This window comes from Shewanella violacea DSS12 (assembly GCF_000091325.1).
Taxonomy (GTDB): Bacteria; Pseudomonadota; Gammaproteobacteria; order Enterobacterales; family Shewanellaceae; genus Shewanella; species Shewanella violacea.
In genome coordinates this window covers 3,488,024-3,505,607 of record NC_014012.1, presented here as the reverse complement: position 1 = coordinate 3,505,607, position 17,584 = coordinate 3,488,024, and the positions used below count along the sequence as shown (strand labels likewise).

Annotated in this window: 11 protein-coding genes and 2 pseudogenes; 8 read left to right on the top strand and 5 right to left on the bottom strand. The window is 45.0% G+C overall.

Annotated elements, in window-relative coordinates:
• Positions 1 to 68: 68 nt before the first annotated feature.
• A complete protein-coding gene (locus tag SVI_RS14565; protein ID WP_157608708.1) occupies positions 69 to 455 on the bottom strand; it encodes a MerR family DNA-binding protein in 387 nt (128 codons plus the stop codon).
• A gap of 217 nt (positions 456 to 672) precedes the next feature.
• Between SVI_RS14565 and SVI_RS14560 the strand changes: the two genes are divergently transcribed.
• From SVI_RS14560 to yghU, 5 genes and pseudogenes are all read left to right on the top strand, one after another.
• Positions 673 to 3,027 (top strand): heavy metal translocating P-type ATPase, encoded by a 2,355-nt coding sequence (locus tag SVI_RS14560; protein WP_013052361.1) that lies wholly within the window; start codon positions 673 to 675, stop codon positions 3,025 to 3,027.
• A 240-nt stretch (positions 3,028 to 3,267) separates the two neighbouring features.
• Positions 3,268 to 3,453: pseudogene (locus SVI_RS22010) on the top strand (hypothetical protein); the annotation flags it as partial.
• Positions 3,454 to 3,480: 27 nt separating this feature from the next.
• Positions 3,481 to 3,666: pseudogene (locus tag SVI_RS22105) on the top strand (hypothetical protein); the annotation flags it as partial.
• Between the two features lie 357 nt (positions 3,667 to 4,023).
• Positions 4,024 to 5,616, top strand: coding sequence for an ABC-F family ATPase (locus tag SVI_RS14555; RefSeq protein WP_013052359.1), 1,593 nt, complete (start codon positions 4,024 to 4,026; stop codon positions 5,614 to 5,616).
• Positions 5,617 to 6,242: 626 nt separating this feature from the next.
• Complete coding sequence (gene yghU, locus SVI_RS14545) at positions 6,243 to 7,097, top strand: glutathione-dependent disulfide-bond oxidoreductase (protein WP_041419984.1); 855 nt, start codon at positions 6,243 to 6,245, stop codon at positions 7,095 to 7,097.
• Between the two features lie 100 nt (positions 7,098 to 7,197).
• Here the strand turns inward: yghU and SVI_RS14540 are convergent, their stop codons facing one another.
• The 4 genes from SVI_RS14540 to SVI_RS14525 form a co-directional block, all read right to left on the bottom strand.
• Entirely contained in the window at positions 7,198 to 8,406 is a 1,209-nt protein-coding gene (locus SVI_RS14540) for a NupC/NupG family nucleoside CNT transporter (protein WP_013052357.1), read from the bottom strand.
• A 474-nt stretch (positions 8,407 to 8,880) separates the two neighbouring features.
• Positions 8,881 to 10,242 (bottom strand): leucyl aminopeptidase family protein, encoded by a 1,362-nt coding sequence (locus SVI_RS14535; protein ID WP_041419983.1) that lies wholly within the window; start codon positions 10,240 to 10,242, stop codon positions 8,881 to 8,883.
• A gap of 140 nt (positions 10,243 to 10,382) precedes the next feature.
• Positions 10,383 to 10,778 (bottom strand): hypothetical protein, encoded by a 396-nt coding sequence (locus SVI_RS14530; RefSeq protein WP_013052355.1) that lies wholly within the window; start codon positions 10,776 to 10,778, stop codon positions 10,383 to 10,385.
• A gap of 503 nt (positions 10,779 to 11,281) precedes the next feature.
• Entirely contained in the window at positions 11,282 to 14,143 is a 2,862-nt protein-coding gene (locus tag SVI_RS14525; protein ID WP_013052354.1) for a TonB-dependent receptor plug domain-containing protein, read from the bottom strand.
• A 459-nt stretch (positions 14,144 to 14,602) separates the two neighbouring features.
• Here SVI_RS14525 and SVI_RS14520 point away from each other — a divergent pair, with 459 nt between their 5' ends.
• The 3 genes from SVI_RS14520 (at position 14,603) to prpC (ending at position 17,554) form a co-directional block, all read left to right on the top strand.
• On the top strand, positions 14,603 to 15,307 hold the full coding sequence (locus SVI_RS14520; RefSeq protein ID WP_013052353.1) for a GntR family transcriptional regulator: 705 nt from the start codon (positions 14,603 to 14,605) through the stop codon (positions 15,305 to 15,307).
• A gap of 1 nt (position 15,308) precedes the next feature.
• Positions 15,309 to 16,211 carry a methylisocitrate lyase gene (prpB, locus tag SVI_RS14515; protein WP_041419982.1) on the top strand — a complete coding sequence of 301 codons (903 nt, stop codon included), beginning with the start codon at positions 15,309 to 15,311 and terminating at the stop codon, positions 16,209 to 16,211.
• A gap of 218 nt (positions 16,212 to 16,429) precedes the next feature.
• On the top strand, positions 16,430 to 17,554 hold the full coding sequence (prpC, locus tag SVI_RS14510; protein WP_013052350.1) for a bifunctional 2-methylcitrate synthase/citrate synthase: 1,125 nt from the start codon (positions 16,430 to 16,432) through the stop codon (positions 17,552 to 17,554).
• The last annotated feature ends 30 nt before the right edge of the window (positions 17,555 to 17,584 follow it).

Sequence of the window (17,584 nt, the reverse complement as noted above, 5' to 3'; positions counted from 1 at the left end):
ATAATTCCTCACCATTCACCTCGTGTTTTATTAAGTCAGGTCATAGGGGTCTGGGCTATATCGGCTCATTATTCACTGAGCCCGCTGAGTATGGCGCAGTCCGGTTGATGGCCGCCGCGACAATCCTTTATCAGATGGTTTAACTGACTCTCTAGTGCCTGTAACTTGGTTATTCTATCACTCACCATCTCCAGGTGAGTCTTAGCTAAGCGTTTTACATCTTCGGCATCTCGGTCTTGATTGAGCTTAAGATCCAGCAAAGATCGACAATCATCTAGAGAGAAACCTAAATCGCGACAGTGACCGATAAACCTGAGGGAGTCTATCTGAGGTTTATCATATTCTCTGTAGCCGTTTTCACCCCGTGTGGCGCAGATAAGGCCTATGTCGTGGTAATAACGAATACTCTTCACCGTTAGACCTGTCTTTTTAGCCACTTCTCCAATTTTCATCATATGCCTCACATGTCATTTAATTCCATTCACAGGGCGCTAAAACTCTGTTCAAGCTCAGGTTCAAGCTCAGGTTCAAGCTCAGGTTCAAGGTAAATCGAGGGACAATCAGTTTATTTTACATTAAGGGTTTGACTCTCCCATTAGGGGAGACATTAACCTAGGTGCAGTGAAATGGGAACAAGCGAGTTAAAACCGCCTTGATTGAGGGGAATCAAAGATGATGAAAAATACCAATACCAATAGCATGACCTTATATGTGCCTCAAATGAACTGCGCTACTTGTGTGGCAAAAATTGAAGCAGCATTCGAAAAGTTATCACAAGCTGGCGTGGATACTAAGCTGGTCTCTCAGGTATCTTCACGGGTGTCCGCACGGGTTAATCTGGCCGATAAGCAGGTACAAATTCAGGGCGATATCAGCAGTGAGTTAGCAATCGTGACAGTGGCCAGTGTCGGTTATGACAGTGAACTCGTGCTGGATGCCAAGCTTGCCAGCGAGAAGAAAATTCAGGCTGAACGAGTCGAGTACCGCACCCGTATCATCCAATCTATGCTGGGATTGGGCTTAGGCGTGCCTATGATGCTATGGGGGCTATTTGGCGGCGAGATGATGGTGAATAATCCCAGTCAGCAATTGGCTTGGGGAGTCATGGGTATTATCACATTGATCCTGCTAGTGACCACAGGCGGACACTTTTATAAAGGGATGTGGCGTGCACTTAAGGCGCGCAGTGCCAATATGGATACCTTGATTGTGCTCGGCACTAGTACAGCATGGGCCTATTCCATGCTGGTGGTGATCATGCCTTACTGGTTTCCAGCCGAAACCCGCCATGTTTACTTTGAAGCCAGTGTGATGATTCTGGGTTTGATTAACTTAGGCCATGCGCTGGAGCTCAGGGCTAAGGGCAAGACCAGTGAAGCTGTGCAGCGGCTTATCGGATTACAATCCACCACAGCAATAAGGCTCACCGACACTGGGGATGAGGAGGTTGAAATAGCGCAAATACGAGTCGGTGACAACTTGAGGCTACAACCTGGTAGTCGAGTCGCCTTGGATGGGGAGGTGTTGAGTGGTGAGTCGAATCTCAATGAGTCCATGTTAACCGGTGAGCCCATTCCCGTGTCTAAAAGTATTGGCGATATGCTCAGTGCTGGCACCGTCAACGGCAATGGCAGCATTATATATCGTGTGACTGCCGGGTTAACCGATACCCGTTTATCGAAAATCATCGACCTGGTTCAGCAGGCACAAACATCAAAAATTCCCATAGGCAGGCTCACGGATAAGATATCGGCTTACTTTGTCCCTGTGGTGGTGATTATTGCCCTAGTCGCATCTATGGTGTGGTATCTAGCGGGACCAGCGCCTCAGTTGTCACACGCGCTAGTGGTGTTAACAAGCGTGTTAATTATCGCTTGCCCCTGCGCCCTAGGATTAGCGACACCTATGTCTATCATGGTATCGGTTGGACGAGCGGCGCAGATGGGAGTCTTGATTAAGAATGGTGAGGCTCTGCAAACTGCGAGTAAGGTGACCTGTGTGGTGCTGGACAAGACAGGCACTATTACATCGGGTAAGCCAAGGGTAACGGATATTCTTCTGCTTGATTCTTATTATGAGAGTTGTTATGAGAGTTATGATCAGAGTGATGATGAGAGTGAGAGCTGCAGCAGTAGTGAAGCCTCTGCATCAGAGCAAGTGTTATTCCTGGTGGCGAGTCTGGAGCAACATTCCGAGCATCCATTGGCTCAGGCTATGTTGGATTTCGCCAAAACGCGCGAGATAAGCTTGGTCGAACCCGAAGGTTTCAACAATATTCAAGGCAAAGGCATAGTGGGCCGAGTCTCCGGCGTCGAGCTGGCCATAGGTAATATGAGCCTGATGACCATGGAGCAGATATCGGGTGTGGATGCTCTACAAGATGAGGTTGAGACCTTAGCCCTGCTTGGTAAAACCCCAGTTTATGTGGCGAAACAAGGACGCTTAGTCTGTGTTATAGCCATCAGCGACCCGGTGAAACCCGATGCCAAACAAGCCATTGCTGCACTCAAGCGTGGCGGTAAACGAGTGATATTACTCAGCGGTGACAAGCAAGAGACGGTTCAGGCCGTTGCCAATGAAGTGGGCATAGATGAAGTCATTGCCGGAGTCCTGCCCGAGCAGAAACAGGCTAAGATTATCGAGCTCAAAGAGATCGGAGAAGTAGTAGCCATGGTAGGAGATGGTATCAATGATGCGCCGGCCTTAATGAGTGCTGATGTAGGTATCGCCATGGGAGATGGCACCGAGGTCGCCATCGAGAGTGCCGACTTGACCTTACTGAGCGGACGCCTGTCAGTGTTGGCCGATACTTTTGCTTTAGCCAATGCCAGCATGAGGAACATTAAGCAGAACCTCTTCGGTGCGTTTATATACAATAGCTTAGGCATTCCAGTCGCCGCAGGAGTCCTGTTTCCACTTACTGGAATATTGCTTAGCCCTGTGATAGCAGGAGCTGCTATGGCACTTTCTTCCTTGACTGTAGTGACAAACGCTAATCGCTTAAGACATGTGAAGTTGACTCGTTAGTTTAGTTTTATTTACGTATCACAATCCGAACAAAACCTGTTCGGGTTGCCATGTATCTATAACAGCTTAGGTATTCCCGTTGCCGCAGGAGTCCTGTTTCCACTTACCGGAATATTGCTTAGCCCTGTGATAGCAGGAGCTGCTATGGCACTTTCTTCCTTGACTGTAGTGACAAACGCTAATCGTTTAAGACATGTGAAGTTAACTCGTTAGTTTAGTTTTATTTACGTATCACAATCCGAACAAAACCTGTTCGGGTTGCCATGTATCTATAACAGCTTAGGCATTCCGGTCGCCGCAGGAGTCCTGTTTCCACTTACTGGAATATTGCTGAGTCCTGTGATTGCTGGGGCTGCTATGGCACTTTCTTCCTTGACTGTAGTGACAAACGCTAATCGTTTAAGACATGTGAAGTTAACTCGTTAGTTTAGTTTTATTTACGTATCACAATCCGAACAAAACCTGTTCGGGTTGCCATGTATCTATAACAGCTTAGGCATTCCGGTCGCCGCAGGAGTCCTGTTTCCACTTACTGGAATATTGCTTAGCCCTGTGATAGCAGGAGCTGCGATGGCACTTTCTTCCTTGACTGTAGTGACAAACGCTAATCGTTTAAGACATGTGAAGTTAACTCGTTAGTTTAGTTTTATTTACGTATCACAATCCGAACAAAACCTGTTCGGGTTCCTTTCATATACATGTGAAGTTGAGCAAGTAATGATTGAAGTGTTTGCTGTCTGAGTTAGGAGCCTGAACAAAGCCTGTATGGCTTGCTGCTTTAAATCCCCCCACAACGGAAAATCCTCATCGCTTGCTAGTTCGCTTTTAGTTGATTGTTTGGCAGTCGCTGGCTATAATACCGCGCTTGATTTTGCTCGTTTAAGCATCATATCAGCGCCGTAAATTCATGTTTATGTCATAGGGATATTTTATAATATTCACCCGAATGATAGGACTTAAATCGCGCATCGCATAACAATTTTTGGAATCTAACACTTGATTACTACAGCTAATATCACCATGCAGTTTGGCGCTAAGCCACTGTTTGAAAACATCTCAGTTAAATTCGGCGGCGGCAACCGTTATGGTCTGATCGGCGCGAACGGCTGTGGTAAGTCAACCTTTATGAAGATCTTGGGTAACGATCTGGAGCCGACAGGGGGTAATGTCTCTCTGGATGTCAATGAGCGTATCGGTAAACTGAGTCAGAACCAGTTTGGTTATGAAGCGTTCAGCGTGATCGATACCGTTATCATGGGCCACGAACAGCTTTGGGAAGTCAAGAAAGAGCGCGATCGTATCTACTCTCTGCCTGAAATGACAGAAGAAGATGGCATCAAGGTTGCCGATCTAGAGATGGAATTTGCCGAGATGGATGGTTACACTGCCGAATCTCGTGCCGGTGAACTCCTGATGGGAGTGGGTATTCCTGTTGATCAACATTTTGGTCTTATGAGCGCAATCGCTCCAGGTTTCAAACTTCGAATCTTGCTGGCACAAGCTCTGTTCTCTGATCCAGATGTATTGCTACTCGACGAACCAACCAACAACTTGGACATTGACACCATTCGTTGGTTGCAAGAGATGCTGAACCAGCGTAACAGCACTATGATCATCATCTCTCACGATAGATATTTCTTAAACTCAGTCTGTACCCATATGGCGGATCTCGATTACGGTGAGCTGCGTGTTTTCCCGGGTAACTATGATGAGTACATGATGGCAGCTCAACAAACTCGTGAGCGCTTGATGTCTGATAATGCCAAGAAGAAGGCGCAAATTGCCGAACTTCAGGGCTTCGTTGCTCGTTTCTCTGCTAACGCATCTAAGGCTAAGCAGGCCACTTCACGCGCTAAGCTTATCGATAAGATTAAGATTGATGACGTGAAAGCTTCGAGTCGTGTAAACCCGTTTATTCGTTTCGAGCAAGAGAAAAAACTGTTCCGTAATGCTTTGATCGTTGAAGAGCTAAGCAAGGGTTTCGATGAGCCACTGTTCAACAAGTTAAACCTTATGGTTGAAGTGGGTGAGCGTATTGCCATCTTAGGTGAGAACGGTATCGGTAAGACGACTTTACTGCGTACCTTGACCCACGATATTCCTCAGGATAGCGGTACCATCCAATGGTCTGAGAATTCATCTATCGGTTATTATGCTCAAGATCATGAGTCAGATTTTGAAAATGAAATGACCTTGTTCGAGTGGATGAGCCAGTGGCGTAAGCCTGAAGATGACGACCAGTCGGTTCGTGGTTACTTGGGTCGTATGCTATTTAGCTCTGACGATATCAAGAAGTCAGTTAAGGTATTATCGGGTGGTGAGAAGGGTCGTATGTTATTTGGCAAGCTTATCATGCAGAAGCCAAATATCTTGGTGATGGATGAGCCGACTAACCACATGGACATGGAATCTATCGAGTCATTGAACAATGCGCTGGAGATCTACCAAGGTACGCTGATTTTTGTCAGTCATGACCGTGCATTCGTTTCATCGGTTGCTAACCGCATCATAGAAATGACTAAAGATGGCATCAATGACTTCAAGGGAACTTATGATGAGTTCCTTAGAAGCAAAGGCGTCGATGCGTAAGCAGACACCTAAGCCTGTCCAGGCTTAACCAGATTGCTGCCAAAAGCCCGAACCTAGTTCGGGCTTTTTTGTACAGGGATGTAGTTATCCCCGGATGCCATGGATGGCATAGGAGTGGGTTTGTACATGGATGTCTCATAGTTAAGAGCTATCCCGGATGCCATGGATGGTGTAAGAGGGGGTTTGTACAGGGATGTCTCATAGTGAAGAGCTATCTGCGGATATAATGGATGGTGTAGGAGTATGCTTCTTATATACCGGCTTGTATCTGGACTTCTTATATTTGAGGTTTACACAAAGTCAGTCCCAGATGCCATGGTTAGCCTAAGAGTCGACTTCTTATATCTCATGTTTAAGGCCTATAAAAAATATTTACAGACGTCGTATAGGGTGCAAGATTGGGTTTATTTAGCAGCTTGTGCGCTTATTAGTTTTCTTCAACAATCATTCCACTCAGTCCAATAATCATTCCACTCAGTCAAATATCACTCACTAATAAGATTAAAATATTCAATAGATTAATGATATTCTGCTTGAGGTTCAAAGCAAAGATGACGAGTGTTATTTGTTTTGAAAGTATTTAACTAGAACCACATTTGTACGTTAATCAAGTGTAGGGAAAAATGATGAGTAATGAATATACGCCGCCTAAGGTGTGGGTTAATACTAGTAGCGACAATAAATGGGCAAGCATTAACCGCCCGGTTTCAGGCTCAACACACGAGAAAGACTTACCTGTAGGTGAGCACCCTTTACAACTTTACTCCTTGGGTACACCTAATGGACAAAAAGTTACGATTCTTTTAGAAGAGCTATTAGCCCTAGGGATCAAAGAGGCTGAATATGATGCATACCTAGTTAACATTGGAGAAGGTGAACAATTTTCGTCAGGATTTGTTGGCGTTAATCCAAATTCAAAAATCCCTGCTCTAGTGGATAAATCCGCTGATGATGAGGTTAATGTATTTGAATCAGCTTCAATTCTGGTTCATCTAGCAGAGAAATTTGGTCAGTTTTTACCACAAGATGCTAGTGCTAGAACCCAGACATTTAACTGGCTATTTTGGGTCCAAGGTTCAGCTCCTTTCCTTGGTGGAGGATTTGGACATTTCTATTCTTATGCCGATGAAAAGCTGGAATACCCGATCAACCGCTTTGCAATGGAAGTTAAACGACAGCTAGATGTTTTAGATAAGCAATTATCTAAAACTACTTATGTAGCGGGTGAAGAATATAGTATTGCGGACATGGCAATATGGCCCTGGTACGGCAATTTGGTGTTGGGCAACTTGTATGATGCTGGACATTTCTTACAAGTTGAAAGTTATACTCACCTTCTACGTTGGGCTAAGATGCTATCTGAAAGAGAGGCTGTACAACGAGGACGTATGGTCAATCGTGCCTGGGGTGAAGAGTGGGAACAAGTTCCAAATCGCCATAGTGCAGAAGACATAGATAGAGTATTAAGATTGCAGCCGTAAATTTTCGACATGAGTTAGCGCAGCCAATTAACGGCTTGTGCAGTGCTGTCGAATCTAGCGGCTTATTCAGGGGCTTATACAAGCCCCTGAATATTATTGGTTAAAAGCTGATGAAGATACCGGCGAGTACGGCGCTCATCAGGTTGGCCAGAGTAGCAGCCAATACCGCCTTAAAACCTAGCTTAGCGACTTCAGCGCTGCGCTCAGGCGCCATGACCCCAATACTGCCCAGTTGAATCGCAATCGAGCCAATATTAGCGAAGCCACAGAGTGCGAAGGTGATGATGACCTGAGTATGATTCGACAGTTGCTCTTTTATCGACACGAAATCCATGAAGGCCACGAATTCATTGAGGATAAGCTTCTGACCTATGAAGCCACCGGCCAGCATCATCTCATCTGCGGGGACACCTATGATGAAAGCAATGGGAGCAAAGATGTAACCCAGTATGCTTTGCATAGTCACGCCTTCGAAGTTAAACCAAAGACCCACTTGCTCTATACCCGCGTTGAACATGGCGATAACACTGATGAAAGCGATCAACATGGTGCCAATGGCAACGGCTACCCGCATGCCATTCATCGCTCCAGAGGCGAGGGCATCGACGACATTGTGATCTTCACTGCGGCTCATATCTAGGTTTTGGTTACTCACTGGAGTATCGACTTCTGGTACCAGCAGTTTTGCCATCAGCAAGCTGCCTGGCGCAGCCATAAAGCTGGCTGCAATCAGGTACTTTAACTCGACTCCCAGACCTGCATACCCACCCAAAACACTACCAGCCACCGAAGCCATGCCGCCTGTCATTAGGGCGAAGAGCTCCGAGCGTGTCATCTTAGGCAGAAAGGGCTTAACTAGCAGAGGTGACTCACCTTGGCTGAGAAAGATATTACCCGTGGCGACTAAAGATTCTGCGCGGCTAATTCCCAATAACTTTTGTAGGCCGCCACCTATGATCTTGATGACCCATTGCATTACACCTAAGTAATACAGCATGGAGATGAGCGCGCTGATGAAGATGACTAGGGGCAGGACCTTAATGGCAAACACGAAACCGTTATTTGCCAGAGGACCGAACATGAATTGAATACCTTGGTCGGCAAATCCTAAAATTGCCGTGACTCCCTGGCTTACTGAGCCCAGTAGCTGTTGTCCCATTGGGACATACAAGACTAGGGCTGCAAATCCAGCCTGAAGAATTAAGGCACCGATCACGGTACGCCAATTAATTGCTCTGCGGTTCTCAGAGAAGATCCAACCACAGAATAGAAGAAAGAATATTCCGGCCAAGCTAATTAACAACTGCATTTTTTATCCAAATCTGATCTATAGAGAGCGAGTCGAAGATGAATCAGAGCTTGAAGTGTCGGCTAGCTGACAGCCTCCTGATGCAGGAAGAGGGCAGGTATCGTGAAGAGAGAATACTGAGTTACGGGTATTCCGGCCTAAACTACAAGGGTGGAGTCATCGGTAAACCCGCAACAAATTCTGCTGGTCCAGCTCCGTGGGTCTATCACATATCCCTGTAACAGCCAGTATTAGGTGGCAAAAGCATTGAGTCTTAAGCTGGGAAAGGATTATACGAGTAATTTATGAAATTTCCAGTCGGTTATCTTGTTTAATTACAGTTTGACGTGTTTTTAGTCTGAATTTGTTCGTTATCGAAGCGTTAACGGCTTGAGTGTTTGGAGATGTGGGATTTTATTACATTTTTGTGTGTTGCCACCGACTAGTGATATTGGATCATGGCCGGTGGCAATATTGAGTGAGGAACGCTAGGGCTTATTTGACGAAACGTGTCTGCAGATAATCGAATACCGCACGAATACCGAAGGCTTCGCCACCGATTGGGCGACCGGGAAGCTTACGCGTGTTCCATGCCATTACATCGAAATGAGACCAGCTAATGTCTGCATCGACGAAGGATTCGAGATAGAGTGCTGCAGTAATAGCACCACCTTGAGGAACACGGCCACAGTTGGCTAGATCGGCGATATCACTGCCGGTGAGTTCCAGGTATGGCTTGTGCAGTGGCATGCGCCAGATAGGATCTTGTACCTTGAGGCCTGACTGAGTCATATCGGCTGCCACTTGATCATCATTACTGAAGAATCCGGGAAGCTCGGTGCCTAAGGCGATGCGCATTGCACCTGTTAGTGTGGCGAAATCTATCATCAGCTCAGGCTTGTCATTGTTGGCTTCGGCTAATGCATCACACAAGACTAAGCGGCCTTCGGCATCTGTGTTATCAATTTCAACTGTGATGCCTTTACGGGTCTTAATCACATCACCTGGACGGAAAGCATTTGCCGATACTGCATTTTCGACTGCTGGTACCAATACGCGCAAACGTATTGGTAAGTTACTCGCCATGATCTGGTGTGCCAGGCCGATAACGTGAGCGGCGCCGCCCATGTCTTTTTTCATCAAACGCATGCCTGCACCGGGTTTCAGATCCAGTCCGCCGGAGTCGAAACACACACCTTTACCCACTAAGGTGACTCTAGGTGCATTCTCATCACCCCAGGTCATATCTATTAGGCGCGGCAGGTTTTCACTTGCTCGGCCTACCATGTGGATAGTCGGGTAGTTTTGTTCGAGCAGTTCATCGCCAACTATCTGAGTGATGCTTGCACCAAATTCCTTGGCCAAACCCTCCATTGTCTCACCCAAGTGCTGAGGCATCATGTCTGCAGCTGGTGTATTGACCAGGTCACGCACGATAGTCACTGAGCGAACCAGTTTGTTCATTTCATCGACTTGAGCCTGAGTCGGCAATACCAGTTGCGGATATACTTTGTCATTGCGCTTATAGCGGTCGAATTTATATGCGCCTAGACCCCAGCTAAATGCCGCGACTTTAATTTGCTCATCGCTGCCCTGGATGGTGTAGCGACCGGCAGGAAGCTGGTTTACTAGGTCGCCGCATAACCAATAGGAATCTAGCTCAGAGCTCACATAAATGGCTTGAGAGAGTTCACCTGCACCGTTTGGAATTAGGCTCATGCCTTTGCCATTAAACTGAGTCGTAGTTAGCCAGTTTGTGGTCTGAGTGTCTTGCTCGGCTAGCCAAGTTGAGTATGCATCTGTGTGTAAGATAGTGAGGGGGGTGCCTTGGGCACCTGAGATCAATAATTCAGTCATGTTGGACGCGTGCTCGCTGCTGCTTGTATCAATTTGAGGAGGGTTATTTTTATAACTCAATAGGGTAACAGGCAATCAAAGCGGGGGAAAGGAGCTGTAATAGAGAAGGGTGGGAAAATGGAGATTTAAAACGTCACAGGTTATTTTTCATTTTCAGTCAATGTAGCGGAGCGTTTCTTTTTCTTTCTGGAAAGATTGTTAAATGAGCTTGGCAGTACATCTACGCCTACTATTTTTCCAAGTTTGACTACCAGAGGTATGGTAATAGGGGCGAACGGTAGTACGGCAAATACGCCCAGGCCTAATCCTTTTAACAGATCACCGAATTGCTTATTGGCCTCGGCTAGCTCTTCACGGCTGGCCTGCTTTTTTGTGTAACGTTTATAGGTGACCAACATATCTTTGGTCTCCTGTTTCTCTTGTGACAATGCATCTTTTAAAATAAGCATGTCTCGTTTTAACCTGATCCAAAATCGCTTTCTGCCTATGCGGAACACGCGTATGGGGGCCTTGTGAATATGGGCATAAATTTTCATGGCTCGATTGTCTCATAGGCGACCCTATAGGCAAAGCCGTGCTTGTTGGTTTTATTACAATCTTTTGTAACATCTTTATGGTGCATTCTTGAGTGTGGGTCAAAAATCCTGGGTTAACCCATGGCCTTGGTCACCGAATAACCCGTTACAGCGGCAGTAAGATTTTATTCACCTAAAACTGAATATTGTGCAAGTAGCTTCCCCTAAGTGGCTAAGCTGAGTTGTCGACAAAGTATGCCCTCAGTCGCGCCATGATTGGAGAAGCGATTAATTGATTAGCCTAGTGCCGTATCGTCTAGCTTGTATATAAGTATTGTTTGGCGAGTGTTTGAAGCTTTATATCATGTTTGAATGTAAACAGAGGGGAATAAAAACAGTACAAATCATAGGGTATCTTAAACGATGTGAGCTGTTTAATTTCAATTTGTTGAAATAGAAAAGCTATTTATCAAGGTGAATTGATAAATAGCTAATCGAGTCTTAGTTATTTTTACTGGTGTAGATTAAAAGTTGTAGCTGGTACTTAAGACCGCGTATCGACCGATAGTGTCATAAAGGCCACCCGTGTACCCTATGTGATAGCTTGCACCACCTCGGTTTGCTGAGGGTATTTGTGGTGTACCTTGATCAGTTAGATTATTGATTGCTAAGTTAATAAAAAAGTTTTCACTAATGTAATAGTTAACATTGATATCGGTATACCATATCCCCCCAGTCGTAAGCGGAGAACGGTCCTCTTCAGTTAAGCTAATGTCAGTGCTTTGCTCACCAATATACCTGAAGGTTAAGCTTGTTGAGAGATCTTTTAGGCTATAGCTAGCGCTAATATTTCCTCGCCACTCTGGATATGCCATGCCGCCAACAAACTCTTCTGGCTCTTGGTCTGAATCAGATTGCAATGTCCTCTCAAGCATCTTTGACCATAGTGTGGTGAAAGAAAGGTCACCATAAGAGTCAAAAGAATATGAATAGTCTAGCTTCATATCTAAACCTCTTACTTTATGGGCTGCGAGGTTGAGTTGTGTCATCTCTACTAAGGTGACAATGCCATTATCATCACGAGTGATAAAGTCACAGAATTGGTTATCTATACTCTTTGAATCAACACAGCCATTTACAATGGTATTCATGTCATAGGAGTTTATTTCATCGGTTAAATCAATATCCCAGTAATCAACAATTATATTTAAATTATCGATATATCGTGGTGATATTACCGCACCTATAGTCAGTGTCTTGGCTTCTTCTGATTTTAGCTCTTTATTACCGGAGAAATTCTGGTTTGTCCATGTCCAGTATGGAATAGCATCTGGATCAACACCTAAAGCCGCACAGTTTGCGGTACGTGTTGGATTGTCAGTGACAGACCAAGCATTACATGGGTCAACCAACCATTCACCACCAAAGTTTTCTGTAGCGTATACCTCATTAATGTTTGGTGCACGTGCCGCTTTGGCCAGTGATGTTCTGAACTTAAGATCACTGATAGGCTGCCATTCTGCTCCTAAATTCCAGCTAGTGTTACCACCGGCTGTACTATAGTCGGCATAACGAATGGCTCCCTCAACAGATAAAGTTTGAGCAAGAAAAACGTTTGAAAGCAAAGGTATCCTGACCTCAGAGAAAACTTCAGTCACATTATAATTACCCGAAATAGGCTTAGTCACCGAATAACCACTGCCAATACCGCTTTGTGAAACACTAGATGGCATGTCAGAGCTACTTTCCTTTCGATAATCTAAACCTGTAGCAAAACCGACAGTGCCAGCGGGTAACTCAAATAGATCGCCTGTGATTGAAGCTGAAACAATGGATTGTTTCAGCTCTGCTTTGCCTGAGTGTGGTTTGATACTGACATAATCAATCATCTCTTGGGTTAATGGTTGGAAAATGTTAAGTGGCACACAGTCAGAGTCACAACTTGTTCCCCAGGCTCCCTTACCAGCATCCCAGTTAGCTTGATTTAAATCTCCATATCTGGTGTCTTCACTGCTTGATTGTCCATGTTGAGCAGACAATGTCCAATTGAAGTCGCTAAATATCTCGCCCTCCAGCACAGCAACCACTTGGTACATTTCATGTTCCCAAGTTGCGCCAGATTGGCCTAACTCTGGAAAACTACCAGCCCATTCTAGACCCGAGCCAATACGTTCAACTTCTGCTTTTTGCTCTGAAGTATAAAATGCGTAATCTGTAGGTAAGTAGTTACCACCGTATTCAGAATGTGGATTCCAGCGTTGTTCTGAGGAACCAGTTACATATTTAGCATCAAGGAGTAGGTGAGTAGTATCAGTGAGCTCTTGTTGGTAGGTGAGGTTAAAGTTGAATTTTTCGGAAGGGACACTTAATCTTTGATAATTATAATCACCAAAATAATAGCCGCTATCTGAATTGGTATATGATTTAAAGAAGCCAGCCTCCGGGTCCCCCATAATTCCCATTGACCCCATAGGCGTAGGCGAAATACTGCCATCTGGGTTTTGTCTGTAGACAACATTATTAATGAAGAAGTTTCGATCTTCTTGGTTGAAAAATCGCACATACTCTTGAATTGTTCTATCTGGAATACCTGAGATATCCCCTTCAGGATCATTAGGGTTGGTTAAATAGGCTATGTCTCTATCAACATAGCTTCTGTCCACTGCCATAACGGGTTTAGATTTATAGTAACTGAAATTGAGTACTATATTGGCACTGTCATTGAGTAAACTAGAACCATGTGTGATATCTAGACCGTGTCTTTGGCCATCTGACTCGCCAGAGATACCATAAGTGGCGTTTATAGTAGTGCCTTGATATTCTTTTTTCAAAATGACGTTGATAACACCTGCAACAGCATCAGCACCATAAATGGCCGATGCACCACCTGTCATTATTTCAATTCGCTCAATAAGGGGCATAGGTATAGTTGACATGTCTACCGATGTGCTCCCCGGCATGGAAGGAACATGACGTCTACCATTAACTAAAACTAAGGTTCTTTCTGCGCCTAAACCTCGTAAATTTTGGGTTGACATGCCGGCAATACCGTTAGAGTTACTGGTGGTATCGCCTAAGTCAGGTACTATTATTGGTAATTTATTTAGGGCTTCAGTAATATTTAAAGCACCCGTTCTTCTTATATCATCGCCTGAAATTGAAATCACAGGTGTTACCGCTTCAATATCAGTGCGTTTTATTCTACTGCCCGTTATTTCAATTCTCTCTATTTTCCTTTGCTCATCTTTAACCTCAGTAGCAATGACATTGGTGCTAAAAGCAATTGAAGTGACCGCAAGAGCAAGTAAAGATTTAGTAAAAGTTTCTTGGATGCTCTTTATTCTATAATGGGCCATGTATGTTTCTTTTTTTTTATAATTGGCCATATATGTTTCCTTATTTTTATTGTTTTAGACAATTTTTTGTTGAAAGGTAATACAAACATATTTAGGCGAGAGTAGAAGAGGAAGTGACACCAAGTAGGTAATATAGAACATCAATAGCTGTTCTATAGGTGTAAGCATTATCGATAAATATATTATCGACTAACTATTATGTCATTAAGATGTTTGAAGTTTTTATCTGCGTATCTTAGTAAAAAAACAATGAAACTAATCTGGCTCAATCGAGGCCAAAGCCCAGCAATAATGATTACATCCATCTTTTGTTATTTTCCCCTATGAACATCTAAAACACCCCGCCTCTTAAGATTGTCGACAATTTAATCTGTTGTTACTTGAATAATATCAACTTTGCGTTACTATTGCGTTATGTGAGTAACTTTGTCGACAATGTTTCTCGTCGGTAAAGGTGTGAAAATTATCAATAAGCTTGAATGAGACCATATGCTTTTACTTAACCCAACAAAACAAGCAGCAGTAACCACAGCCGATAAGGTCTTTGAACAACTTCAACATGCCATTGTTGAAGGAGATATGGCAGCCGGTAGCAAAATAAGTGAGCCAGAACTTGCTAAGCACTATCAAATAAGTCGCTCTACTTTACGTGAAGCGTTAAATCGCCTGGAAAAATGTCACTTGATAGAACGCAAGGCCAATATAGGCTCGCGCGTAGTTGATTGCACTATAGAGGGCCTGCTTGAATTATATATTACCCGAGAAGCACTTGAAGGCATGGCGTGTCGGCAGGCTGCAATGAATATGACAGATGATGAGATAGCACATATGCAAAATATGCTAACTCAGCATGCAGGTGATAAAGCACTGCAAGACGGTGTGTCTTATTATCAAGAGGAAGGAGATGTGGATTTTCACTATAAAGTTATTCTTGGTAGTCATAATCAGCAGCTGATTAATCTTATTTGCGGTCAGTTGTATCATTTAGTTCGCATGTACCGTTGTCAGTTTGGTATGCATAGCCCAAGAGCCACTCGCGCTTTTACCGAGCACTCAAACATTATTCAAGCAATCAGTGATAGGGATGGTGAACTCGCTGAGTTATTAATGCGCCGTCATATTGCCGCTTCTAGAAAAAACATTGAAAATAAAATTGCCCTGCAACAAGCAGAACAAGAATCACAGGAGACCTAAGATGTCAGAAAGTTTATCAATAACTGTTTCACCGGGTAAAAAATTCCGTCTTGCTCTAGAAAATAATACCCCCTTGCAGATAGTGGGCACCATTAATGCGTACACCGCCATGATGGCAAAGCAGATAGGTCACCAGGCCATCTATCTTTCTGGTGGCGGTGTGGCGAATGCTTCATACGGCTTACCCGACTTAGGCATGACCTCGCTAAATGATGTGATTGTAGATGTACAACGCATCACATCAGCCTGCGACCTGCCTTTAATGGTGGATATCGATACTGGCTGGGGCGGGGCGTTCAACATAGCTAAGACCATACGAGATATGGAGAAGGCGGGTGCGGCTGCCGTGCATATGGAAGATCAGGTTGCTCAGAAGCGTTGTGGTCACAGGCCTAATAAGGAGATTGTCTCGACTGCTGAGATGGTCGACAGGATCAAGTCGGCAGTGGATGCCCGCACAGATCCAGATTTTTTCATCATGGCGCGAACCGACTCCTTCGCTCAAGAAGGTCTAGAAGCCGCCATCGCGCGAGCTAAAGCCTATGTAGCCGCCGGTGCTGATGGCATCTTCGCCGAAGCGGTGAAAACAGAGGAGCATTACCGCGCCTTTACCGAGGCATTAGATGTGCCTATTTTGGCCAATATTACCGAGTTTGGTCAGACCGAATTGTGGAATAAACAGCAGCTAGGAGAGTGGGGGTGCGCCATGGTGCTTTATCCGCTGTCGGCATTTAGGGCCATGAATAAGGCGGCAGAGATGGTCTATGAAACCATTCTAAAAGATGGCGATCAGAAGGCGGTAACCGACAAGATGCAGACCCGCATGGAACTCTATGATTATCTTGGGTACCACGCCTATGAGCAGAAGTTAGATGTGCTGTTTAGCGAAGGTAAGAACAAGTAGCTTAGTGGCTCTAAAAAGTCATTTAGCCTGTAGATGTAGATAGCAGTTAGTTAACAGAGTTAAGCCTGGCAAGTGTTTAGCGATATAGGCCTTGCCTGGGAGATAAAGCGTCATAAAACCTTACATAAAGCATGATAAAAATAGATGACCCGTTATCAAAACTCTGTGAAGCAAGCATACAGGGGCGAGGTCACAGTTAACAAATAGAGGAAAGAGTAATGCTAGATAAAAAACTGAGTGGTGCAGGACTACGTGGACAAAGTGCCGGCGAAACTAGCCTTTGTACCGTGGGGAAATCGGGCAGTGGCTTAACATATTGTGGCTATGACGTGTCAGATTTGGCCGACAATACCAGCTTCGAAGAGGTCGCCTACTTGTTGTTTAATGGCGAGCTGCCCACGGTGGATCAACTCGAGACCTATAAGGCCGAACTGAGCACACTGCGGGATCTACCTCAGCTACTGAAAGAGGTGTTGCAGCGTATTCCTCGTGATGCCCATCCTATGGATGTGATGCGCACAGCTTGTTCTTTCCTTGGAAATTTAGAGCCAGAAAATGATTTTTCTGAGCAAAACCATGCCGCCAATCGTCTCCTTGCCGCATTTCCAGCCATCATGTGTTACTGGTACAAGTATTCCCATGAAGGCGTCGAGATAGATTGTGTCACAGATGAAGCCTCTATAGGCGGTCATTTCTTGCATCTTCTCAACGGCAAAACCCCCTCTGAGCAGCATCGCCGCGTGATGGATGTGTCACTAATCCTCTATGCTGAGCATGAGTTTAATGCCTCGACCTTTACCGCACGTGTGTGTGCATCGACCCTGTCCGATATGTTCTCTTGTATTACAGGTGCTATCGGCACCTTGCGCGGTCCGCTACATGGCGGCGCGAATGAGGCGGCAATGGATATGATCCAGAGCTTTAGCTCACCCAAGGATGCCAAGGTGCAGATGGCGGGTATGCTAGAGCGTAAAGAGAAAATTATGGGTTTTGGTCATGCCATTTACCGTACCTCAGATCCTCGCAACGTGATCATCAAGGCCTGGTCTGAGAAGCTAGCCCAGGAGAATGGCGATACTAGCCTCTATGATATTTCCGTCGCCTGTGAAGAGTTTATGTGGGACAGCAAGAAACTCTTCTGTAATGCGGATTTTTTCCATGCATCGGCTTATCATTTTATGGGCATTCCCACTAAATTATTTACCCCCATCTTTGTTTGTTCACGCTTAACCGGCTGGGCGGCCCATGTGATGGAGCAGCGTTCGAATAACCGCATCATTCGCCCGAGCGCCGATTACACCGGCAGCGAGCCACGTAAAGTGACGCCAATCGAAACAAGATAAGCGCCCAGAAGCTAGGCCCGAGTTCCTAGG

What these genes read in the sequence shown, in the direction of transcription:
- SVI_RS14525 (WP_013052354.1), bottom strand. Translation starts at nt 14,143, where the DNA reads ATGGCCAATTATAAAAAAAAAGAAACATACATGGCCCATTATAGAATA.
- SVI_RS14535 (WP_041419983.1), bottom strand. Translation starts at nt 10,242, where the DNA reads ATGACTGAATTATTGATCTCAGGTGCCCAAGGCACCCCCCTCACTATC.
- SVI_RS14565 (WP_157608708.1), bottom strand. Translation starts at nt 455, where the DNA reads ATGATGAAAATTGGAGAAGTGGCTAAAAAGACAGGTCTAACGGTGAAG.
- prpB (WP_041419982.1), top strand. Translation starts at nt 15,309, where the DNA reads ATGTCAGAAAGTTTATCAATAACTGTTTCACCGGGTAAAAAATTCCGT.
- yghU (WP_041419984.1), top strand. Translation starts at nt 6,243, where the DNA reads ATGAGTAATGAATATACGCCGCCTAAGGTGTGGGTTAATACTAGTAGC.
- prpC (WP_013052350.1), top strand. Translation starts at nt 16,430, where the DNA reads ATGCTAGATAAAAAACTGAGTGGTGCAGGACTACGTGGACAAAGTGCC.
- SVI_RS14520 (WP_013052353.1), top strand. Translation starts at nt 14,603, where the DNA reads ATGCTTTTACTTAACCCAACAAAACAAGCAGCAGTAACCACAGCCGAT.
- SVI_RS14530 (WP_013052355.1), bottom strand. Translation starts at nt 10,778, where the DNA reads ATGAAAATTTATGCCCATATTCACAAGGCCCCCATACGCGTGTTCCGC.
- SVI_RS14560 (WP_013052361.1), top strand. Translation starts at nt 673, where the DNA reads ATGATGAAAAATACCAATACCAATAGCATGACCTTATATGTGCCTCAA.
- SVI_RS14540 (WP_013052357.1), bottom strand. Translation starts at nt 8,406, where the DNA reads ATGCAGTTGTTAATTAGCTTGGCCGGAATATTCTTTCTTCTATTCTGT.